The organism is Thermosporothrix sp. COM3 (assembly GCF_059696735.1).
The window spans coordinates 1,770,223-1,789,945 of record NZ_AP019376.1 but is presented as its reverse complement, the minus strand read 5'-3'; the positions used below and the strand labels follow the sequence as shown (position 1 = coordinate 1,789,945).

The window sequence follows — 19,723 nt, the reverse complement described above, 5'->3', positions numbered from 1 at the left end:
CTCTGCCCACCTATGCAATACAAGCAGGTGCGAAGTCAGTGCAATGTATTGACATTCCACAACAGTACTGGTATGCTTGTACTGGAAACATGCTGTATTTCAGAGGGAGGAACGTTCAATGCCAGTCTCCTGCCGTCTGCGCATTCTTCTTGCCAGACTCAACCTTGAGCTAGCCCAAAAAGGACAGGCACCAATTAGCCTGCGCCGGCTTGCGGACGAAAGCGGGGTCTCTCTCAGCGTGATTGTGGCGCTGCATCGAGGGCGCAGCCAGCGCGTTGATTTTGCAACGCTCGATAGGCTGCTGACGTTCTTCAATCACTTTTTTCCTGTGAGCATGAACGACTTGCTTGAATGGGAAGAAGATCCCATCGTTGCAGCCGTGTAGCGTGTCAAAAAGGAGCAGACAGAATGGCAATACGCAAGATCGTGCTCCTCGGAGACCCTATTCTCCGAGAGAAGGCAAAAAAGATTCGCACGTTTGATGCATCATTGAAAAAACTTGTTGATGATATGTTTGAGACCATGCATCAGGCACATGGCGCCGGGCTCGCTGCGCCGCAGATCGGACTCCCAATCCGCCTCTTTGTGGTCGAGCTGGATGATCCCGATACCGGCAAACATCATAAGGTTGCGATCGCCAATCCAGAGATCGTCAAAGCAGAGGGCGAACAGGTCGGCGTCGATGCCTGCCTGAGCATTCCCGGCTATTATGGGGTCAATGTGCGCCGCGCTGAACACGTGATCGTCAAAGGGCAGGATATCAAAGGGAAACCGCTTCGCGTGAAGGCAAATGGCTATTTCGCATGGGCACTTCAACACGAAACGGATCATCTGAATGGCATTCTCTTTCTGGATCGCCTCGACCGCCCCGAGGATCTACGCGAGGTGAAACCCGGCGAAGATATCATCATCGAGGATGAGGCGGGAAGTCAGGTGTAGTCTTCGCTGGCTCCCGCTTTTTGGGCAGTGGCTGCGTCAAGGATGCTGGCAACAACGGAATATCCAGATCAAGCAGCGGCAGGCCTGTGCGAGCCACAATAAGCTGATTCAGGCGTCGATACACGTCTTCTGGGGAGTCGCCTGCGCTGCTTTGCGTGGCAAGCAATATTCCACTGCTTGCGCGCCAGCGGATTACCTGCTGCTCGTTCGCCAGCTCGTAGAGCTGAACGCGCGTATACATAGTGAGCAGCCTGTAATAGGTGGCGAACAGGCGCATCTCGTCCCATCCCATCGTCTGGCCACGCAGGCTGATTCCCTGCTCGCTAACAATGAGTTTCTGCGGTCTCGTGCGCACTACATAATACAGAGCTATCAATACAAGCAACGCCACGGAGCAGGTAGGCAATACTGTCCACCATTGGGAATCGGAAGCAGCTAATCCGGCAAAGAGCATCAGCCCGACAACGGCGAACCCGATCAAGACCCACGCAAGCGGCGTCCAGCGCAGATGAATCGTGACTGGCAGAGGGAGCGCATCGGAGTCAGCAACTGGCTGCTCTTCCGCACGTTTGCCTGCTTCCTCGTTCGCCAGCGCCTCCGCCCGACGCTCAGCGATACGCTTCCAGATGTCGATTCGCCACAGGTAGCGCCAGAAAAACGCACTGGCAACCATAAGCAAGGACCAGATCCGGCCAAGCACGGCAAGAAATGAGGTCTCCGGGCGCAATGTATAGGCATACCCGATCAACACGCACGCGCAGAAACAGGCACGCCAGATCAGCACCCACAAGACCTCCTTCCAGAGCGGGTCAAATGGCTTTTTCATTTCACGCTCCTTTCATCCACTATGGTGTGTTCAAGCAGCAGACGCCCGGTATGCGCCAGCACAACCCTATTTACCTGTCGAAAGAGCTCAGCCTGAGACATCGCCACGGACGGCTTCGTCTCCTGTATCCCCTCTAGCGGAACCCTCCAGCGCACAACAGTCTGCTCGTTCACCAGCTCATAGTATTGGGTATCTATGCGATAGCAAGCAAACAATCGCACCTCATCCCAACAGATCGAGCGCTCCTGCCCCATGCAACGCGAAAAAAGTCCTTGCTCGTCCAGTATCAGCCTGTCAGGCTCTTTCTGACGCCGTGCCCGTAGCATGGAATTCAGCCAGAAAGAAAGCAGCCACAGGTACATACTCAGCAATAAGCACGCGAAAAAGCTCCTGCTATTCAGCAATTGCAGAAAAAGTATGAGATATAGTCCAACATATGCTATAAGGTTCAACCACCAGATTTATCGCATTTTCTGATATTTCACGCGGAGAGGCAATGAGAACGAGACGGCGTCGAGAGTCAGCATTTTTGCCGGGAACGCTATCTCGTTCGGCTTTTCAAGCGCTCGCGCACGATTCCGCTTGACGCGTTGATAGCGCCGCCACTGGAAGAAAGATCCCAGGCCGAACAGACAGAACAGCACCACGCTCACCGCAACAACCACGAGTAGTTGATATAATGGCAGCAACTGGCTCCCCAGGCCAAGTACAAGCACCTGGAGCACACAAGCAGCACAATACGCTCTGCTCGGTGCAGCCTCTCCAATGGATCCTCAAACGGCTGCATGCTTCCCTCCCCTCCTGGAGCGTGTCGGAGCCAGGTCGAGCAAGGACAGCCCTGTCTTCGCGACAACAACACTCGCGATCTTTCGCAGCAATTCATCGTTACTGCACTTTATCTCGGGCGTCGTGACCGTTTTTATGATTGACGGAATCGAGGCAGTCCAGCGCACCAGCGTCTCCTCGTTTGAGAGCTCATACCATATCGCAACAGTACCAGTCGAATAGCAAGCAAACACTTTCGCCTCATTCCAGCGCATGAAGGTCTCCTTGCCATTGTAGCGCGCCCTCACGCCCTCCTCGGTCAATTCCAGCCATTGCGGATAAGCCCGCCATTGTGTCCAGAAATTTATGATGCTGAGGAACAGCGCATACCCGAATCCAACAATTGAGAGCGGAGAAACACGGGATTGAGCACTTACAATAAGCAAAAACATCATAAAGATTAAGAAAGCCATCAACAGCCATAGCACACCGAAAAAGACGATGAAGATCCGATTCTGCTTTCTGAGCAGCCGGAAGGGCAACGGCAACGCCTCCATGTCACCAACTGGCTGGAAGCGAACAAGCGACGACTCGATATCCCCATCAAGCAGGCACTCCCGGCGGTTCGCAAGCTTGCGCTGTATCCACTCGCTATACAGTCCATACGCTCCCGCAAGCAGCGCGATGAGCAGCGAGAGACAAAACCCTCCCCATCTTTCGAGCAGGGTGATATTCCAGGATGGAAGCAAGCAGACAAACGATAGTAGCAGCAAAATGGGGGAAATGACCAGCAGGCATACACGAAGAGGCTGCCCCTCTTTGCGAAACGCAGCGTTAACGCTGTACTTCTCCATTATCGGCTCTCCTCTGTTTCGGGTAGTAAGCGTACAGGAGTATCAAAATTGAGTAGCGGCAGGCCCGTTCGGGCGGCGATCGTCTGCAACAGGCGCGAGTTAGCATCTTCGTTCAGCACCTGCCCGTTCGCCAGATAGCATTTCGTCTGTTGCAACACAAAGGTTTCAGGCGACCAGCGAACGATCGTATGACCATCGGACACCTCGTACAGCTTGCGGTCAAAGTATCCTTTCCAGAAACGTGGCCATGTGTAGCGCACGAAAGAGCGTATTTCATTCCAGTTCAGATGACGCTTTTCTCGCTTGTAATATGTCGTTATTCCCTCTTCTGTAATCTCAATACGTTGTGGCGTATAGAAAGTAAAAACACAGAGGGCAAAGAGTGTTGCAGGATAAACAAGCAAATTGAGCAGACCATGAAAATTTGAGCGCGATATCTCAAACAGGCTTGCACAGGTCAACAGAAACGCCATGCCAATCAGCGCGGCAAGCGTCACCACGCCCGCATTGTGCCAGTGGGTAATAATCGCGGTTGGCGTGGGCAGCGGCTCTACCTGCATCGCACTCCAGGCATCTATGTGGAGCTGTTGATCTCCTTCCACATGGACCGCCTTTTTCCGCTTCTCCCCGATTCTACGCCAGAAACTTCGATTGAACATGAAATGCCAGATCGCGAAAGCAAGCCAGAACGCGCTTGCAATAAGAGAAGCATATGCTGCAATATTCGCATAATCTTTTCTTACCAGTATAAGTATACTATAGAGTATCTTCCAGACAATATCTACATAGAGATATTTCCAGATCGGGTCTCGCATCGCCCTTCCTCCTGTCACAGGCTTCCTGCATTACACACCATAGCTTATATACGGATATGAGCAGCAAAGTTCATACAAAATGCCCTGTAAGCAGAAGATGACAATACAGAAATAGGGAAATGGATGGAGCAGGTTTTCCCTTTATACTGTCGTGGATATTCGCCTTTTTGAAGATTCATTCCTTTTATAAAGGAATATCTCGCTGCATGTGCATGCTTGTGGTTAAGGCGTGCTCTCCCGATTAGGCCCTTTCTCCTATGATTCACGCCATTTCATGAAAGATCAGCATATCTCACTATTATCACCATTGCAGACAAAAATATGTCTATGAAACCTGAAAAGGAGGCACATGTTATGAACTATGCCCTGCCGGGATTCTGGCAGCAGATCAGGGAGCATCGAACAATCAGCCTGGTGCTGGCGAATGCCGTGGTCCTGCTGGCGATGCTCCTGGGCGTGTTCGGGCTCTTTGGGGACCGAATTCTCGATACGTTTGCGGCAACACCATGCAGTTCGGGTGATCAGTCCTATATCGTGCGGGGTGGCGATACGTTGAGCGGCATCGCGGCACGCTACAAGACGACCTATCAGCGCCTCGCCGACTACAATAAACTGGCAAATCCAAATCTTATCTATGTGCAACAGCGCATCTGCATCCCCGGGGCGAAGCCACAAAGCAAGGCCCCGACGCCCTTTAGCTATACCCTGCCCAAAACAAGGGGCTCGGGGAACTGGTTCGCATTCCCTCAGTGCACATGGTGGGCGAATCAACGATACTACCAGTTGCACGGTGTTTATGTCCCCTGGACGACGAATTCGGATGCCTGGCAATGGGTCAATCGGGCGCGTGACTTCGGATGGCGTGTCTCGTACAGCCCTATCCCGGGCTCGATCATCGTGTTTCAGCCTAACGTGCAGGGGGCGTCCTGGCTCGGTCATGTGGGCATTGTCGAGCGAGTGAACAGCAATGGCTCGGTGACGGTCAGTAACACCAACTGGGGCGCGAATCCAACCAGCGTCACCTATACCACCGCGTGGCCTGGCAACGGAGTTGCCTTCGTCTACTAGTGTCTGCAAGAACGTGTGGCTGTGCGAACGGCTACACGTTTTCTTCACTTTTCATTCTATTCCAGAACGTGGTATTTGATAAAAAAAGAAAATCTGCGCTATTTGCTTATTTCAGTATACTTTCTATCAGGGAGATCAATGCTAGAAAAAGGAGACAGCGCAGTGATGAACGACCGTTTCTATCTGGAACTGGCAATGCAAGAAGCCGAGCGTGCAGCACTGGAAGGCACCTTCCCCGTCGGTGCGCTCATCGTTGGACCAGACGGACAAATTCTCAGCAAAGGGCGCAACCGCGTGTACACTGATGGCGATTATACCGCGCATGCTGAGGTGGTCGCGATTCGTGAGGCAGGCAGCCTGCTGATGCAGCCCGAGAACCGCCACCGCAGCACGCTGTATACCACAATGGAGCCCTGTCTGATGTGCACGGTTGCCTTCCTGTTCGCCTATATCACGCGCGTGGTGTGGGTGCTGAATGATGACCTGTGGGGCGGCCTGCGATACGAGCTGCATCACCCTCCCGGTATTACCACGCTCAAGCAAGTCGAACGCATGCAGGCCCCTGAACCCGACCTCTTACAACGCATGGAAGAGCTGATAGAGCTCTGGACGCAGAACGAGCCAAGCAGCCGGGCCCGCTGGAACGAATTGTAATCCCCCGCAATACGAAGCGAGCTGTTAGCCAGCAACGCACCATTCCGCGCCGCTTCATCGTATACTATGATATGATGGTGAAAAGGGGGATACACGTTCATGAATTACTCGATCAGCAAGCCAGTGAAGCCGCTTCTGCGTGGCTGGTCTCATGCGCTTGCGGCTGTCGCTTCACTGATTGTTACAATCATCCTCTGCTGGCTCAGTCGAGAGGATCTCGCCCGCATGATTTCAATGCTGGTTTTTGGTCTCAGTATGATCGAATTGTATACCATCAGTGCAATTTATCATATTGTGACCTGGACGCCTGAACGGCGGCGCTTCTGGCGTGCGCTTGATCACGCAAACATCTTTGTGCTGATCGCCGGAACCTACACGCCTCTTTGCTTCAATATCCTGTCGGGTTGGGTGCGGACCGCGCTGCTCATCAGCATCTGGGTGCTTGCAGCGCTCGGTGTCTGCCTGGCCGTCTTTACGCTGCATCTGCCGCGCTGGGTCACGGCTCTGCTCTATGTCTGCATGGGGTGGGAGGTCGTTTTTGCGCTTCCGGCGTTCCTGGCCGTGCTCCCCTGGGTGGCTGTTGGCATACTGCTTCTGGGTGGCGTGCTCTATACGCTTGGCGCGATCATTTATGCAATCAAGAAGCCCAATCCTTTTCCACGCGTCTGGGGCTACCATGAGATCTTTCACCTGTTTGTGATTGCCGGAAGCGTGGCCTTTACCGCCTGCGTCTGGATCTGGGCGCTTCCTTTCCCGCGCGTCTGAAGCACAATGGACATACAAAAATGCCACGTGCCCGAACATGACACGTGGCATTCTCTTTGTACAGATTAGAGATTCCAAAGTTTGGCGTTAATGAAGTCGGCAGTGGACGGAGAGGAGCCGCACAGGATCGAGGTTCCGATCTGTCCCTTTGAAGACTCGCGCGGAATCGAGGTCAGCTTTTTCCCTTCCACAAAAAAGGTCAGCTCGGAGTCGTCGGCCTTCACACCCAGTCTGACCGGGAAACTGATCTTTGTGGGCAGGTCGTTCTCTTTCAGGATCTTAAACTGATCGCCCTGCTTGGCGCCCTCATCATGCTTGTAGATGCCATAGCTGTTGCCATCTTTCGACACGACAAACATATATGCAGTTTTCTCAACATTATTTGAGTCAGCGAGGAGACCGGCCATTGTATTATTTGCACCGGTTATTGCCTTCACCGTTACCTCATACGTGTAATTGGTAAAGTTGGTGTCGCGGCTACACATCAGGTAGTAGTCCTTCTCTTTCTCGGACATCTCATAGGCACCGTTCTTAAAGCCGCATCCAGTGCCGGTGTACCATGTGCTTGTGTCAGAGGTTAGTGGCTCATCAAAGGCCTGATTGGTACTGAAGGGGTAGCCGTTGTCACCCGACGTTGTGGTTGTTTCCGTTGGTGCTGCCGTTGCAGTTGCCTCCACGGTTGGCGTCCCTTTCGTATCGGTCTTGCGGTTGTCGTCCGGCTGGTTAATCGCCCAGACGACCAACCCGATACCCGCGACCAGAACAATGACCAGAGCAACCACACAACCGATGATAAGTCCATTATTGTTGCGCTTCTGTGGAGGCGGGAACGGAGGCTGCATCCCTGGTGCGTAATTGGGCTGCTGGTACGGCTGCTGCTGCGGGTACGGCTGCCCCTGATATGGTGGTGGTGGCGGCGGCGAATATGAACCACTTCCCCCTTGAGGGGCGTACTGAGTTGGCTCCATAGGCGGGTACGGCTGCCCCGGAGGTGGGGGCGGATACTCTCCTCCCCCCTGATATGGTCCCTGTGGTGGCATGTTATCATATGGAGATGACATTGTTAGACCTCCCTGCTAACAAAATACGAAATGACAGATGGGCAGAAATAGCGCCCTCTCTTGATCAGAACGAAGTATCCAGATCTGTACAAAGAAATCGCATGTATCATACCACGCTTCAGGGGCAATGTGAACAACAGCGCGGATCCGCCAGCCAGGCCCTGTAACATGCGATCGCGATACATTTCCTTCTTCCATTACTACGCACGGCTTAAGAAAAGGGTTCAAATAGCTGAAAAGTACCAAAAGAAAAACCGCCTCACCGTACCCAGTGAGGCGGCTGACAAGAGAGCTGGTTTACTTGTCCAGCTTCCAGAGTTTCGCGTTCGTGAAGTCAATCGTCGTGGGCGAAGAGCCACACAGAATTGCGGTGCCGATCTGCCCGGAATGATCTTCTCGGCTGGTCTTATACACCTCTTTTTCGTTGACGTAGAATGTCAGATTGGAGTCATCTGCCTTGACAGCTAGCTTGACCGGGAAGCTGACCGTTTCGGGTAGATTGCCCTCTTTCAAGCTCTTAAACTGCTCACTCTCATCAACTGCAAGATCTTTGTGCTTGTATAGTCCGAAATGTTTGCCATCTTTGGTGATCAAGAACATAAGCGCGTCTTTGGTGATATGCTGCCAATCAACCAGAATACCGCCCATACTATCTGGCGCTCCCTGCATGTCCTTCATCGTGATTTCATAGGTATAGTTTGTGAATACTTTATCACGGCTGCACATCAGATAATAATCTTTTTCTGATTCTTTCATCTGATAGGAGCTATCCGCGAAGTTACAACCCTGGCCTGTATACCAGTTATCATCCGAAGAGTTCAGCGATTCATCAAAAGCAACATCTGCACTGAAAGGATAGTGACTTTTCGCCTGCTCTTTCTGGAACCCCTGAAACATGTTCCAGGCAAAGATGCCGCCAACAATCAAAACAACAACGACTGCACTGATAATACAACCGAGCGGATTTGTTTTGCGACGTGGAGGCTGCTGCATATATGGCGGCTGCATCCCGGGTCCATAGTTCGGTTGCCCTCCAGGTCCATAGTTCGGCTGCCCTTGCGGCGGTGGTGGATACGCTCCTCCGCCCTGCGGAGCATACTGCGTCGGCTCCAATGGCTGATATGGTCCCTGCGGCTGATTATTATCATACGGATTTGACATACTAGCCTCCCCAATGTATTAAAAATACAGAAAACTATTCCTGTAATGAGATCGCTTCTCTCTCATCTTTTCCAGAAGCGTCAGAGAAAAACGGAAGTGCGGCACCTTCTACCTCATACAGGCGCTCTTTTCCACGTGGCGCTGCAGCACTCTCGTCTACATCTGAAAACAGCATAACATGTACATAGATCAATGTCTGTGAACTATTCCGCAATCTCGATAGGCATTCCGAATTTAGCGCGAATGGAGTTACCGCAAGGAAGCCTCAGAAACCAAATAGCATTATTCACGAACATCGATATGAAGCCTCATCCACCTGCTACAACGGACAAGCTCGGGAAGAGTAACAGCACAACCGCTCATCAGCAACTGTATGACAGCTTGTGCCATCATCTACGCCTGCACGTTCGCCTCTCCTTCTGAAACGGTTCTTTTCTCTTTTCAGGTTCAGCGCGCCTGCCTCCTGCGAGTGTCACAACGCAATGTCCATTATACGCTATGCATCGGCGCACGTAAATCGGGAAACGGTTAGCAGCTCTTTTTCCCCGAAAGAATCCCCATTTTCGCGCATTCCTGCCAGTGCAGCGAAAAACAGGCACTGGCAGTGCCAACAGCAGATTTCAAGGAAAAGAGGATCCGGCCAGCCGACCGGATCGCCAGGCCGCTTAGCCGTCCCACTCATGCCGGGGGGCCACCGTTGCATACTCGCGCATGGAGATGATAGCGCCATCCCTGAACCTGGCCAGAGAGGCCCCTTCAAGAGCCGCTACCTTGCCTTCATGGGTACACTCGAAAATCCACTCAAAAAAGCAGGAATCATCGGCCTCATGCAGGTCCAGAATTTTCCAGCTATTGACTATATTTCCCTCGTGAAACCACGAATCAACCCAGCGTGCGACCATATCCTTTCCTCTAAAAGTAGAGCCATGTGCCTCTATAATGACACAGGCTGGATCAAGACAGGAAAGGATCTTTTCTCGATTCCCCTCCTGCCAGCCAGCTACATATGTTGAAATTGTCTGCTGCATATGTGACATACTCTTCTCCTTTCAAAATAGTTCATATCCAGCCGTTGTAGCATTCCTACTTCTATTGTACCGTATATTGAAAGTTTTGTCTGCATACAAGAGACTCACTTCAAAGGCCCGTTTTCTACCGCTTGACAGAGTCCGCCCTTTGGGGCTATAGTAAGAGGTGTATTCGTAACCACATTGGTTACAGATAAGGGTGCATTGCTACAATGAAAGAAAGCAGCGCCTTTCTTTTTCGGCCTATTTGTAACCAGAGCAGTTTCAATTTCGGAGGGAAAGACACGATGAAGATTGCATTGATTGGTGGAACCGGTCGCATCGGTCAGCGGATCGCCCTTGAAGCGCTCAAGCGGGGTCACGAGGTGACCTCGATTGAACGCAACCCGGAGCGCTCAACGATCAATGATCCGCATTTCAAAGCAGTGCAGGGAGATGCTCGCGACGCCGCTCAGATAGCGAACCTGATCGCGGGTAACGACCTGCTGATCAGCGCGTTCGGCACCGCAGGCAACCAGCCAGATAGCGTGTTATCAGATGTCGCCCGGGCGCTGATTCAGGCAGTCAAGCAGACAGGGGTCAAGCGCCTGATCGTCGTTGGTGGGGCCGGTAGCCTTGAGGTGGCTCCTGGCGTGCAACTGATGGACACGCCCGAGTTCCCCGAGGCCTGGAAATCCAATGCGCGCGGACAGGCCGAGGCACTGAAGGTCTATCGAGCCTCTGATGTCAACTGGACCTATGTCAGCCCCGCCGGGCTTATCGAGCCGGGTGAGCGCACCGGCACGTATCGTCTGGGAACCGACCAACTGGTGACCGATGAGAAGGGCGAGAGCCGCATTTCAATGGAAGATTTCGCGGTCGCCATCCTCGACGAGGTTGAGAAGCCACAATTCGAGCGCCGTCGCTTCACTGCTGCTTATTAAGCATGCAACGCAACTCAGGCCGCTCTGGCTTGAGTTGCCCCCCGCATGATGTTGCTTCTTCGCGGCTCAAGCGTTTCTGTAATGACGGGCCAATTTGCCAGAAAGGAGTTCACCATGCGGACACGAAAAACCGGAGGAACCCGGAAGGCACTTCTTCTCTATGGAAGCATTACAGGAACGCTACTGCTGTTACTTTATATTCTCCTGCGCATTTTCGCGCTATTCTTCAGCAACCAGTGTATTCTGATTCTCAGTCGTATTTTCTATTTCCCGCTCGATTATAGCTACTTTGTGATTGGATTGACTCTCAGTATCCTCAGTGCACTGCTCGCGGGCCTGCTCTATTACTTGATGGGCAGGAAAGCGACAGGGCGAACCTCCAGTATCAGTCGAAGCATGCGTACAGCGTTGTGGAGCATCTGCCTGTTTCTGGCACTCAGCCTGGGGATTGATTTCCTCTTCCTCTTCGGGGCACCACAGATGCAATTCGGAGGCGTGAGCGTGCTCGATATCATGCTACACGCGCTGATCCGGCTCCTGCTCTGCGTTGGCTTCGGGCTCCTGATGACCTATGTGGGAGGTCGACAAATCGAACGGACCTTGCGCCTGCCCACCCTCTAGCATGCGCTCAACGCTCTGGCGAAAGAGAGCTATAGATATAGAGAAACCCCGGGCAGATTCCCGGGGTTTGCGAATTGCACTTTTTAGGGATGTTCAGCAATGAACTGTTCAATCTGCTGGATCTCGCTCTCGCTCAGGCTAAAGTCGAGCGCGGGAGCCAGCTCTTCAATCTGGTAGGGCTGGCGAGCACCGGCAATCGCGGCGGTCACTGCCGGATTGTGCAGCGTCCAGGCAAGCGCCACCACACCAGCCGAAACCTGATGAGCCTTGCCGATCTCACCAAGCAGCGAGGCCAGTTGCAGATTACGCGACAGGCGCGGCTCCTGGAACTGTTCGGCATGCTTCCGCCAATCGTCTTCGGGCATCTGTGCGACACGTTCGGGCGTCATGCGGCCTGTCAGGAGACCGGAGGCCATCGGAGAATAGACAATCACCCCGATATCATGCTGCTGGCAGTACGGCAGGATCTCTTGCTCGATCGAGCGATTAATCAGCGAATAAGGCGGCTGAAGCGTCTCTACAGGCGCGATCTTCTCGGCGCGACGCAACTGCTCCACGTTAAAGTTCGAGACGCCGATATGGCGCACCTTGCCCTCTTTCTTCAGCTCGGCGAGTGTGCTCCATCCCTCCTCAATATCGGGATCGGGATTCGGCCAGTGGATCTGATAGAGGTCGATCACATCGATGTCGAGACGGCGCAAGCTCTCCTCAACCTCACGGCGGATCGAATCGGCCTTCAGGCTGTTGCCAATGTTTCGCTGCTCATCCCAGACAAGCGAGCATTTGGTGAAGATATAGGGGCGCTGGCGTCCCTTGATTGCCTGTCCGACCACGCGTTCGGAGCGACCAAGCCCGTAGACGGCTGCGGTATCGATCCAGTTGATTCCCAGATCGAGTGCACGCTGAATCGTCTCAATTGACGCCTTGTCATCCTGCGGTCCCCAACCAGAGGACCAGTTACCACCGCCGATCGCCCAGGCTCCCAGGCCGATTGGCGTAATCTGCATCTCTGTACGACCAAAACGACGAGTTTGCATATCACCTCCAACGACAATCATCACTGTGTGTAGCACACATACAGCCTATACTGTAACGCCGGCAAAAGCCGCATGTCAAGGCCATCTATAGCAAGCACCCAAGCTTTTATACGAGGAAGCAGATGAAAGCGATACCGCTCAACGAATTTTTGCGTCAACCCGAAAATTGGGCGTTTTGGATGTCCCCTTTTCGCCAGAGCATCGTATCTAATAACAAGAGAAAAGCGAATACATTGACGGCTGAGGCATGAGTATGGTATGCTCCGGGAAATCTCTGTCCCGCACAGATCGGGTAGAAAGGAGGTGCCCCATGCAAGCTCGTTTTTCCTCTCTGTTTGTTTTCTATGCACGTCAACTTGAAATCATGAAAGATAGGAGTACCTCCGTTGAGCGAAACCGCATTATTGATTCTCGATGTCCAGATTGGTGTGGTCGCCGATGTTGCCCAGACCGAGACGCTGTTTGCAACGATAAACCGCTTGCGTGAAAAGGCGCGGGCCCAGAACGCACCCGTCATCTATGTGCAGGATATCGATGTAGAGGGCCCTGATTTCGCCATTCATCCCGCTGTTGCTCCCACGGCAGACGATATCATCATTCGCAAAGCCGGCAATGACGCTTTCTTCGAGACACCCCTTCAGGAGACGATGGAACGGCTTGGAATCAAGCATCTTGTGATCACCGGCTGCAAAACTGATCGGTGTATTGATTCCACCTGCCGCATAATCGGCAATCTGGGGTATGATGCAACGCTGGTGAAAGAGGGCCATTCAACCTCTGATAACAACGTGCTGCGAGCTGATCAGATCATCGCTCATCACAACCATGTCCTGAACGGCTTTGGCGTACGCACGCATGGCACACTCGTCAGGAGCGTCGAAGAGATTGAGTTCCTCGATCCCTGGCCAGGGCATCCTCAGGGATAGCGAGCGCTCTGTAAGGGCGTTCGTCTCCTTTCCCGACATGCGAAGGAAGTCTCAGGAACGTTGACACTTCCTTCGCGGGTCGCATATAGTGGAGGCAATACTGCTACTATGTATGAGGAGAGAATCAATGCTTGTACATCTTATGCTGAAAGTGGTAGCCGCTGCTCTTCTTCTTCTTACAGCACTGCTTTTCTGCTTTTTCGGGATCTTCAAAGTCAAGGGAGGAGAACCACGCCTCTATTTGCTCTCGGCAGCAGCAGGCGAGGTCGCTATGGTCATTCTCTTTCTGATGACCAAATGACAGCCTTGCTCTTTGGGCTTTTCGCTCTGGCTCTCTTTACCATTCGCTCTGGACTCACCTGGATATTTTCGGAGTGCGCTCTACGCGCAATGGGTTGCACTCCAACCCCCCTGGCATGCCAAAAAAACCCTGCTGAAACTCTCTCATCCGTCGATACAGTACATACAGGGGGAACCTCACAGGCAAGCCGCTATTGTGCACCCGACATCGGAACAAACAAACTACGCTTGTATCAGCAAAGAACTATTCTACCTGCTGTTCCCTTAAAACATTTCGGTCGTTGCCAAAATTGGATTCACACGAACAACCAGACAATTCTGTTTACAGTACTTTTGTTTTATGATACCTGTTCCCTACTTAACAAAAGCCGTCCGCTGATTTATAATGGCAGAGGTCAAACGACGAATGAGGGAGGCAATGGGCACAACATCTATTGCTAGAATGTTCTATTTCTCTCTTCTTCTTTGCAGGAAGAAAAGCATTGTCCAAAGGGTGACAAAGATGTTATAGTATGGAGGGGAAGCCGTCCGCATTCCCTCCACTGAGAAAGATGCAAAGCGGTGTGTAATGGAGAAGTCACGACAAAGCTCAACCGAGAAGCAACTGGAGCAGTTCAAATACGAAAATGAGCGTATGGCCTTTGCGCAACAGGTTGGCAGCATTGGCACGTTTGAGTGGGATCTACAACGGGACATCAATATCTGGACACCAGAGCTCGAAGCGCTCTACGGGCTCCAACCCGGCGAGTTTGGCGGAAATCACGCCAGTTGGTTAACATGGGTTCACCCGGAAGATAAAGAGCAGGCAAACGCCAGTTTACAGGATGCCATTCACAACACCGGGGTCTTTGAGACCGAGTTTCGGATCATTCGCCCTGATAAGCAGGTTCGCCGGCTACAGGCTAAAGGGCATGTGCTGTATAACGAGCAGCAGCAACCCGAACGCATGGTCGGCGTTAATATTGATATCACCGAACGCAAAGAGGGTGAAATTCAGCTTGCGCGGCAGGCGGCGCTGTTGCAGGCCTCCTATGATGCGTTTATTGTCCATGACAGGCAAAATCGTGTTCTCTACTGGAATCACGGCGCTACGGCCATGTACGGATGGACAGAGGAAGAAATACTCGGCAAGACGCTCTATCAGGTCCTGAACACACAATTCCCGATTCCGCTGGGCGCGCTCTATGAGCTGCTTGAGACGGAACCCACCTGGGAAGGTGAGCTGATTCATACCAAACGTGATGGTTCACGTATCGTCGTGGCCAGCCGCTGGAGCCGGGTCGAAGATCCACATACAGGCGAGATCAGCTATCTGGAAGTGAACCGCGATATCACCGAACAGAAACGCACGCTGGAGCATATCCACTTTCTGGCAGAGGCAAGCAAGCAGCTTGTGACCGCCAAAACGTATCAGGACGCGCTGCACAGTACAGCACAAAGCGCCGTCCCGACTATTGCAGACTGGTGTCGCGTTGATCTCCTCGATCAGGGAAATTTGCTTGAGCGGTTGACAATCGTCTATCCCGATATCTCCGCAAGCGCGCCGCTTGATCCACCGCTGGCGCAGCTCGCCGAGAAAGCAATCCGTACGAGCAAGTCGATTCTGAACCCCCGCATTTCGGAACAGCACTTACGGGAACTCACCAGAAACGAGCAGGAGTATCAGTGGCTGCGCGAGCAGGGAGCCGTTTCTTCCATGATTGTGCCGTTTACCGTGCAAAATGAGGCTGCTGGCGCGATTACCTTTGTTTCGGCAAAGGCCAAACGCAGCTACAGTGAAGTTGATCTGGCCGTCGCCGAAGAGCTGGCAAGCCGCATCGCGCTGGCGCTGGAAAAAGTGCGCCTGCTGAAACAGACCCAGGAATTTAACGCTCGCCTGGAACAACTGGTGCTCGAGCGTACGGAAGAGCTGGCACGAAGTTATGAAAAGCTTCGGCAGGTCAATACCGAGTTGCAGCAAAGTAATCAAGAATTGCAGGAATTCGCCTATGTTGCTTCTCACGACCTTCAGGAGCCGTTGCGAAAAATTCAAGCATTTGGTAATCTGCTTGAAGAAGAGTATGGTTCTAAACTGGAAGATGGCAAAGCCTATCTCGATCGCATGCGGAACGCCGCAGGCCGTATGCAGCGCCTGATTAACGATCTGTTGACGTTCTCTCGGGTGACCACAAAGGCCCAACCATTCACTGAGGTTGACCTGAACGAGATTGCTCAAGACGCGCTGGACAATCTGGAAACACGACTTGAGGAAACCAGGGGAAAGGTAGAGATAGAGAAGCTCCCCACGATCACCGCCGATCCGTCGCAAATGCAACAGATATTGCAGAACCTGATTGGAAACGCTCTCAAATTTCATAAACGCGATGTCCCGCCACGAGTCAAAGTCTATGCAGAGGTAAGCGGAGATCCGCCAATCTGTAAACTTTACGTTGAAGATAACGGCATTGGCTTCGATGAGAAATATCTTGATCGCATCTTTACCGTTTTCCAGCGTCTGCATGGACGCTCAGAATACGAAGGGACCGGTATTGGTCTTGCTGTCGTGCGAAAAATCGTTGAGCGGCATGGCGGTATTATTACGGCAAAAAGCGCGCACGGAGAAGGCGCCACCTTTATTGTAATGCTTCCAGTACACCCGAAGGAGAATCCGTCAGATGGAGGAAACTAAGAAATCCATCGTCATTCTGATGGCTGATGACGACGAAGATGATGTTATGCTCACCGAGAAGGCCCTGCGCAAGGGAAAGCTCCTCAACACGCTCCAAAGCGTGCGCGATGGGGAAGAGCTGCTCGATTACCTGCTGCGGCGTGGCAAGTACAGCGATCCCGATTCATCGCCTCGTCCTGGCCTGATTCTGCTTGATCTGAACATGCCCCGCAAAGATGGACGAGAGGCACTTCGTGAGATCAAGTCACATGACGATTTGAAGAATATTCCAGTTGTTGTGTTTACAACGTCAAAGGCAGAGGAGGACATTTACCGATCGTATCGACTGGGAGTTAACTCCTTCATCACCAAACCGGTCACTTTCGAGAAACTTATTGATGTGATGCAGATGCTCGGGAAATACTGGTTTGAAGTTGTCACTTTGCCTCAAGAGGAGAAGTATGGAAAAACTACTGACAAGGCTGCTTCTAATTGAGGATGATGAGGAGGATTATCTGCTCCTCAAACGCCATCTCGCCAAGATTCCAAACACCCGCTACGAAATCGATTGGACAACCGATTACAACGCAGGCCTTGATCGTATGCTGAGTACCGAGCATGATATCTGCATGCTTGATTATCGGCTTGGCGCGCATAACGGCATTGAGCTGATTCGCAATGCTCGCAGTCAGCACTATGCGAAACCAATCATCCTGCTGACCGGCGCCAATGAGTACGAGATTGATATTCAGGCGCTTCAGGCTGGCGCAGACGATTATATCTCGAAAACGCAGCTTCAAAGCGAGCTCCTCTATCGCGTGATTCGCTATGCTATCGAGCGTAAGAAGGCCGAGCTAGAACGCGAGAAGCTGCTGCGCGAGCAAATCGAGAGCAAAGAGCTAGAGCAGCGGCGCAATGAGTTCATCAGCATTGTTACGCATGAGCTTAAGACACCGCTCACCAGCTTGAAAGCCTATGCACAACTGCTTCGCAGGCGCTTTGAGAAGCTCGGCGATGAGCAGCTTACGCGGCAGGCAATGCGCATGGATTCGCAGATTAACAAGCTTACCGGCCTGATCGATGATCTGCTTGATGTGACCAGAATCGAAGGGGGCAAACTCAAGTTTTACGAAGAGTTCTACGATTTTGACGCCCTCGTTAACGACATTATCGAAGAGATTCAACCCACTACCGATAAGGTGACGCTGATCCGTGAAGGCAGCGTTGATGCAGCCATCTGGGGCGACCGCGAACGAACCGGACAGGTGATTACAAACTTCCTGTCAAATGCGATCAAGTACGCTCCCGAAGGGGAACGCGTGATCATCAGAACGTGCGTGGATGACCAGAATGTGACTCTCTGCGTACAGGATTTCGGCCCCGGCATCCCGAAAGAGGAACAGGAGAACCTGTTCACTCCCTTCTATCGGATCGAGCAGCCCAGTCGAGGAGCGATTCCCGGTATGGGTCTGGGTCTCTATATCTCGGCTGAGATCATCCAGCGCCAGAACGGGCGCATCTGGGTGGAGAGCGAAGAGGGGCACGGCTCAACCTTCTGTTTCAGCCTTCCACTCCATCGCGCTCCTTCAATCCCTGAAGCCGCGATTACCGAAGCCTGACGCTAGAGAGAGCGGAGATAGACAATGTGCTGCTGCTCATCAAGCACACGCCTTTCCTGTTCAACGACCCTGTATTTCTGGGCTGCCTGGACGGCGTCCCTGGTCGCGTTCTCTGTATCGGCAATCAACACCACGCCAGCAAGCGATATCTCCGCTGGAAGCAGCAGCACGGCGTCCCCGGGCGCTCTGGCGCCCGAAAGCTGGCGAAAAACGACCGACCCCGCTCGATAGCTGATCGTCCCGTCCTGATCGTACACAAAGGTCATGGTGCGCCGCCAGGGACTCAGACTCTTCCAGAGCACTTCCCGCACATGTTGATACTTGCTATACAGAAGCTGACTCCTTTCGCAATCCACGCGAATGCGCAATACGAGCGATTTCATCGTAGACGTTCACCTCTTCACCCGCGAACTTGAAGAGCAGTCGCATGGCCGTCTCGTCGCTCACCCATCCCTGCATCTTCGCCTCGCCAAGCGCCAGCACCATTTGATGCATGGCCGTCGCCAGGCTCTGATTGTCATCAACGTCGATTTCGGGCATGGAGATTTCATAGCGCACATTGATGTGTCTGCTGAGCCGCCCGGCCTCCTGCGCCTCAAAGATCACCCGATCCAGAATACAGCTCAGAATGTGCCTGATAACCCGCTGACGGCGCTCAAATTTGAGCAGGGTGGGAAGGGTCATCTCGGAGGCCGTCGCCCGGTTCCCGTGGCTGGAATCGGCCAGATAGTGTTCTGGCAGGCCCGCCCCGGCCGCGATCATCAATTTAATCGCGCGCCCATCCTCGCGGGCATCGTTCGCGTTGATGTTCGGCTGTACGGCTTTCCACTCTTCCGCCTCATTGTGGATAATCACACTGCCCGGCTCCGGTGGATAGGCGTATTCCAGCCGCTTGCGGTCGAGCGTGCGCCGATCGGCTCCCCGAACCGTCACATCATAGAGAAAGGCGCTTTTATATTGATTGATACGCACGCGATCGGTGAGCCAGTCTTTGTAGCGTTGCAGCCAGGGGAGCAGCGTTATCAGGTCAGAAGAGCCACGTCGCTCGTTCGATACCTTGTTGATCGCGAAATGCAGCATCTCTTCACCGGCACGATACCAGGTCTCCTGCTGCTGCGAGAAGGCCCCGGTCGGGCGCTGCCGAAAACGGAGCGGCGTCTCGATATCCTGTGGATCAGTTTCAATCTCGTCGATCAACTGCGGATCGATCAGCCGAATGCGCACTGTGCCATCGTATTTATTGACAAAGAAGCGCACAAAGATCTCGCCATACAGCGCCAGCTCGGTACATATTTGATAGATACGCTCATCCATCAGATTGGCGGGATCATTCCAGAACGTCCGCAAGACGTCGCGTACACGCGGGTGTTCGGCGTCGATTGAGATGCCCTTTCCAAGCACGAAGGCGGTGGTCATCTCAATAATGGCGAAGGCGAGCGGGTTTGTGTGATAGGCCTCGTAGCAGCGGGCATAGATGTCCCGTGGCTCATGAGGGGTATAGACGGGACTCAACGCCCGCCAGGTTCCTTCTTCTTCGCGCTCCTGAACACGTCTGAAAGGTCGCTTGAGCCATTGCAACATAGTGTTTTCAACTCCTTTCCAGATGCACGCCCCCTGCTTCGATACGCAAAGGGTCGGGCGCATTTTTGTGCGGAAAAAAAAGGAGAGACGCCGCTTTCACCTCCCGGCCCCGCATCCCCGCGACGCCTCTCCG

24 protein-coding genes are annotated in these 19,723 nt (G+C 52.9%); 13 read left to right on the top strand and 11 right to left on the bottom strand.

The window, feature by feature from the left end; translation table 11 throughout:
* Positions 1 to 118 precede the first annotated feature (118 nt).
* Positions 119 to 385 (top strand): helix-turn-helix domain-containing protein, encoded by a 267-nt coding sequence (locus tag KTH_RS07835; RefSeq protein ID WP_111323656.1) that lies wholly within the window; start codon positions 119 to 121, stop codon positions 383 to 385.
* A 23-nt stretch (positions 386 to 408) separates the two neighbouring features.
* A complete protein-coding gene (def, locus tag KTH_RS07830) occupies positions 409 to 939 on the top strand; it encodes a peptide deformylase (RefSeq protein ID WP_497617657.1) in 531 nt (176 codons plus the stop codon).
* Here the strand turns inward: def and KTH_RS07825 are convergent.
* The 5 genes from KTH_RS07825 to KTH_RS07805 form a co-directional block, all read right to left on the bottom strand.
* Positions 908 to 1,765 carry a hypothetical protein gene (locus tag KTH_RS07825; RefSeq protein ID WP_497617655.1) on the bottom strand — a complete coding sequence of 286 codons (858 nt, stop codon included), beginning with the start codon at positions 1,763 to 1,765 and terminating at the stop codon, positions 908 to 910. The two genes, def and KTH_RS07825, sit on opposite strands and share 32 nt — an antisense overlap.
* Positions 1,762 to 2,127 (bottom strand): hypothetical protein, encoded by a 366-nt coding sequence (locus KTH_RS07820; protein WP_497617653.1) that lies wholly within the window; start codon positions 2,125 to 2,127, stop codon positions 1,762 to 1,764. The genes KTH_RS07825 and KTH_RS07820 overlap by 4 nt, the downstream gene beginning before the upstream one ends.
* 99 nt (positions 2,128 to 2,226) lie before the next feature.
* The gene (locus KTH_RS07815; RefSeq protein ID WP_497617651.1) at positions 2,227 to 2,490 is read right to left on the bottom strand and encodes a hypothetical protein; all 264 of its coding nucleotides are present in this window, start codon (positions 2,488 to 2,490) and stop codon (positions 2,227 to 2,229) included.
* Between the two features lie 48 nt (positions 2,491 to 2,538).
* A complete protein-coding gene (locus KTH_RS07810; RefSeq protein WP_497617649.1) occupies positions 2,539 to 3,384 on the bottom strand; it encodes a hypothetical protein in 846 nt (281 codons plus the stop codon).
* On the bottom strand, positions 3,384 to 4,199 hold the full coding sequence (locus KTH_RS07805) for a hypothetical protein (protein ID WP_497617648.1): 816 nt from the start codon (positions 4,197 to 4,199) through the stop codon (positions 3,384 to 3,386). Before KTH_RS07805 ends, KTH_RS07810 begins: the two co-directional genes overlap by 1 nt.
* 354 nt (positions 4,200 to 4,553) lie before the next feature.
* Between KTH_RS07805 and KTH_RS07800 the strand changes: the two genes are divergently transcribed.
* The 3 genes from KTH_RS07800 (at position 4,554) to trhA (ending at position 6,686) form a co-directional block, all read left to right on the top strand.
* On the top strand, positions 4,554 to 5,267 hold the full coding sequence (locus KTH_RS07800; protein ID WP_497617646.1) for a CHAP domain-containing protein: 714 nt from the start codon (positions 4,554 to 4,556) through the stop codon (positions 5,265 to 5,267).
* Between the two features lie 165 nt (positions 5,268 to 5,432).
* Positions 5,433 to 5,921 (top strand): nucleoside deaminase, encoded by a 489-nt coding sequence (locus KTH_RS07795; protein WP_497623202.1) that lies wholly within the window; start codon positions 5,433 to 5,435, stop codon positions 5,919 to 5,921.
* A gap of 99 nt (positions 5,922 to 6,020) precedes the next feature.
* Positions 6,021 to 6,686, top strand: coding sequence for a PAQR family membrane homeostasis protein TrhA (gene trhA, locus KTH_RS07790; protein WP_497617645.1), 666 nt, complete (start codon positions 6,021 to 6,023; stop codon positions 6,684 to 6,686).
* Between the two features lie 65 nt (positions 6,687 to 6,751).
* Here trhA and KTH_RS07785 read toward each other — a convergent pair whose 3' ends face one another.
* Positions 6,752 to 7,747, bottom strand: a complete 996-nt coding sequence (locus tag KTH_RS07785; protein ID WP_497617643.1) for a hypothetical protein — start codon at positions 7,745 to 7,747, stop codon at positions 6,752 to 6,754.
* Between the two features lie 297 nt (positions 7,748 to 8,044).
* A complete protein-coding gene (locus KTH_RS07780) occupies positions 8,045 to 8,908 on the bottom strand; it encodes a DUF3824 domain-containing protein (protein ID WP_497617641.1) in 864 nt (287 codons plus the stop codon).
* Between the two features lie 300 nt (positions 8,909 to 9,208).
* Between KTH_RS07780 and KTH_RS07775 the strand changes: the two genes are divergently transcribed.
* On the top strand, positions 9,209 to 9,331 hold the full coding sequence (locus tag KTH_RS07775; RefSeq protein WP_497617640.1) for a hypothetical protein: 123 nt from the start codon (positions 9,209 to 9,211) through the stop codon (positions 9,329 to 9,331).
* A 242-nt stretch (positions 9,332 to 9,573) separates the two neighbouring features.
* On the opposite strand, the gene KTH_RS07770 is transcribed toward KTH_RS07775, so the two are convergent.
* Positions 9,574 to 9,945, bottom strand: coding sequence for a nuclear transport factor 2 family protein (locus KTH_RS07770; protein WP_111325198.1), 372 nt, complete (start codon positions 9,943 to 9,945; stop codon positions 9,574 to 9,576).
* Positions 9,946 to 10,223: 278 nt separating this feature from the next.
* Here KTH_RS07770 and KTH_RS07765 point away from each other — a divergent pair, with 278 nt between their 5' ends.
* Together KTH_RS07765 and KTH_RS07760 are read left to right on the top strand one after the other, a co-directional pair.
* Entirely contained in the window at positions 10,224 to 10,859 is a 636-nt protein-coding gene (locus KTH_RS07765) for an NAD(P)-dependent oxidoreductase (RefSeq protein ID WP_497617637.1), read from the top strand.
* A 114-nt stretch (positions 10,860 to 10,973) separates the two neighbouring features.
* The gene (locus KTH_RS07760) at positions 10,974 to 11,480 is read left to right on the top strand and encodes a hypothetical protein (RefSeq protein WP_497617635.1); all 507 of its coding nucleotides are present in this window, start codon (positions 10,974 to 10,976) and stop codon (positions 11,478 to 11,480) included.
* Positions 11,481 to 11,563: 83 nt separating this feature from the next.
* Here KTH_RS07760 and KTH_RS07755 read toward each other — a convergent pair whose 3' ends face one another.
* Positions 11,564 to 12,517, bottom strand: a complete 954-nt coding sequence (locus KTH_RS07755) for an aldo/keto reductase (protein WP_497617633.1) — start codon at positions 12,515 to 12,517, stop codon at positions 11,564 to 11,566.
* Positions 12,518 to 12,903: 386 nt separating this feature from the next.
* On the opposite strand from KTH_RS07755, the gene KTH_RS07750 reads away from it, so the two are divergent.
* The 5 genes from KTH_RS07750 to KTH_RS07730 all read left to right on the top strand — a co-directional run bounded on the left by KTH_RS07750 (position 12,904) and on the right by KTH_RS07730 (position 18,009).
* Positions 12,904 to 13,443, top strand: a complete 540-nt coding sequence (locus KTH_RS07750; RefSeq protein ID WP_497617631.1) for an isochorismatase family protein — start codon at positions 12,904 to 12,906, stop codon at positions 13,441 to 13,443.
* Positions 13,444 to 13,570: 127 nt separating this feature from the next.
* Complete coding sequence (locus KTH_RS07745; protein ID WP_497617629.1) at positions 13,571 to 13,744, top strand: hypothetical protein; 174 nt, start codon at positions 13,571 to 13,573, stop codon at positions 13,742 to 13,744.
* A gap of 567 nt (positions 13,745 to 14,311) precedes the next feature.
* Positions 14,312 to 16,411: a PAS domain-containing sensor histidine kinase gene (locus KTH_RS07740; RefSeq protein ID WP_497617628.1), complete on the top strand. Its 2,100-nt coding sequence runs from the start codon at positions 14,312 to 14,314 to the stop codon at positions 16,409 to 16,411.
* Positions 16,398 to 16,886 carry a response regulator gene (locus tag KTH_RS07735; RefSeq protein WP_497617626.1) on the top strand — a complete coding sequence of 163 codons (489 nt, stop codon included), beginning with the start codon at positions 16,398 to 16,400 and terminating at the stop codon, positions 16,884 to 16,886. The genes KTH_RS07740 and KTH_RS07735 overlap by 14 nt, the downstream gene beginning before the upstream one ends.
* On the top strand, positions 16,852 to 18,009 hold the full coding sequence (locus KTH_RS07730) for a sensor histidine kinase (RefSeq protein WP_497617624.1): 1,158 nt from the start codon (positions 16,852 to 16,854) through the stop codon (positions 18,007 to 18,009). The genes KTH_RS07735 and KTH_RS07730 overlap by 35 nt, the downstream gene beginning before the upstream one ends.
* Positions 18,010 to 18,011: 2 nt before the next feature.
* On the opposite strand, the gene KTH_RS07725 is transcribed toward KTH_RS07730, so the two are convergent.
* Both KTH_RS07725 and KTH_RS07720 read right to left on the bottom strand, forming a co-directional pair.
* A complete protein-coding gene (locus KTH_RS07725; protein WP_497617622.1) occupies positions 18,012 to 18,392 on the bottom strand; it encodes a hypothetical protein in 381 nt (126 codons plus the stop codon).
* A complete protein-coding gene (locus KTH_RS07720; protein ID WP_497617620.1) occupies positions 18,334 to 19,590 on the bottom strand; it encodes a hypothetical protein in 1,257 nt (418 codons plus the stop codon). Before KTH_RS07720 ends, KTH_RS07725 begins: the two co-directional genes overlap by 59 nt.
* Positions 19,591 to 19,723: the final 133 nt, after the last annotated feature.

What these genes read in the sequence shown, in the direction of transcription:
- KTH_RS07835 (WP_111323656.1), top strand. Translation starts at nt 119, where the DNA reads ATGCCAGTCTCCTGCCGTCTGCGCATTCTTCTTGCCAGACTCAACCTT.
- def (WP_497617657.1), top strand. Translation starts at nt 409, where the DNA reads ATGGCAATACGCAAGATCGTGCTCCTCGGAGACCCTATTCTCCGAGAG.
- KTH_RS07825 (WP_497617655.1), bottom strand. Translation starts at nt 1,765, where the DNA reads ATGAAAAAGCCATTTGACCCGCTCTGGAAGGAGGTCTTGTGGGTGCTG.
- KTH_RS07820 (WP_497617653.1), bottom strand. Translation starts at nt 2,127, where the DNA reads ATGTACCTGTGGCTGCTTTCTTTCTGGCTGAATTCCATGCTACGGGCA.
- KTH_RS07810 (WP_497617649.1), bottom strand. Translation starts at nt 3,384, where the DNA reads ATGGAGAAGTACAGCGTTAACGCTGCGTTTCGCAAAGAGGGGCAGCCT.
- KTH_RS07805 (WP_497617648.1), bottom strand. Translation starts at nt 4,199, where the DNA reads ATGCGAGACCCGATCTGGAAATATCTCTATGTAGATATTGTCTGGAAG.
- KTH_RS07800 (WP_497617646.1), top strand. Translation starts at nt 4,554, where the DNA reads ATGAACTATGCCCTGCCGGGATTCTGGCAGCAGATCAGGGAGCATCGA.
- KTH_RS07795 (WP_497623202.1), top strand. Translation starts at nt 5,433, where the DNA reads ATGAACGACCGTTTCTATCTGGAACTGGCAATGCAAGAAGCCGAGCGT.
- trhA (WP_497617645.1), top strand. Translation starts at nt 6,021, where the DNA reads ATGAATTACTCGATCAGCAAGCCAGTGAAGCCGCTTCTGCGTGGCTGG.
- KTH_RS07785 (WP_497617643.1), bottom strand. Translation starts at nt 7,747, where the DNA reads ATGTCATCTCCATATGATAACATGCCACCACAGGGACCATATCAGGGG.
- KTH_RS07780 (WP_497617641.1), bottom strand. Translation starts at nt 8,908, where the DNA reads ATGTCAAATCCGTATGATAATAATCAGCCGCAGGGACCATATCAGCCA.
- KTH_RS07775 (WP_497617640.1), top strand. Translation starts at nt 9,209, where the DNA reads ATGAAGCCTCATCCACCTGCTACAACGGACAAGCTCGGGAAGAGTAAC.
- KTH_RS07770 (WP_111325198.1), bottom strand. Translation starts at nt 9,945, where the DNA reads ATGTCACATATGCAGCAGACAATTTCAACATATGTAGCTGGCTGGCAG.
- KTH_RS07765 (WP_497617637.1), top strand. Translation starts at nt 10,224, where the DNA reads ATGAAGATTGCATTGATTGGTGGAACCGGTCGCATCGGTCAGCGGATC.
- KTH_RS07760 (WP_497617635.1), top strand. Translation starts at nt 10,974, where the DNA reads ATGCGGACACGAAAAACCGGAGGAACCCGGAAGGCACTTCTTCTCTAT.
- KTH_RS07755 (WP_497617633.1), bottom strand. Translation starts at nt 12,517, where the DNA reads ATGCAAACTCGTCGTTTTGGTCGTACAGAGATGCAGATTACGCCAATC.
- KTH_RS07745 (WP_497617629.1), top strand. Translation starts at nt 13,571, where the DNA reads ATGCTTGTACATCTTATGCTGAAAGTGGTAGCCGCTGCTCTTCTTCTT.
- KTH_RS07740 (WP_497617628.1), top strand. Translation starts at nt 14,312, where the DNA reads ATGGAGAAGTCACGACAAAGCTCAACCGAGAAGCAACTGGAGCAGTTC.
- KTH_RS07735 (WP_497617626.1), top strand. Translation starts at nt 16,398, where the DNA reads ATGGAGGAAACTAAGAAATCCATCGTCATTCTGATGGCTGATGACGAC.
- KTH_RS07730 (WP_497617624.1), top strand. Translation starts at nt 16,852, where the DNA reads ATGGAAAAACTACTGACAAGGCTGCTTCTAATTGAGGATGATGAGGAG.
- KTH_RS07725 (WP_497617622.1), bottom strand. Translation starts at nt 18,392, where the DNA reads ATGAAATCGCTCGTATTGCGCATTCGCGTGGATTGCGAAAGGAGTCAG.
- KTH_RS07720 (WP_497617620.1), bottom strand. Translation starts at nt 19,590, where the DNA reads ATGTTGCAATGGCTCAAGCGACCTTTCAGACGTGTTCAGGAGCGCGAA.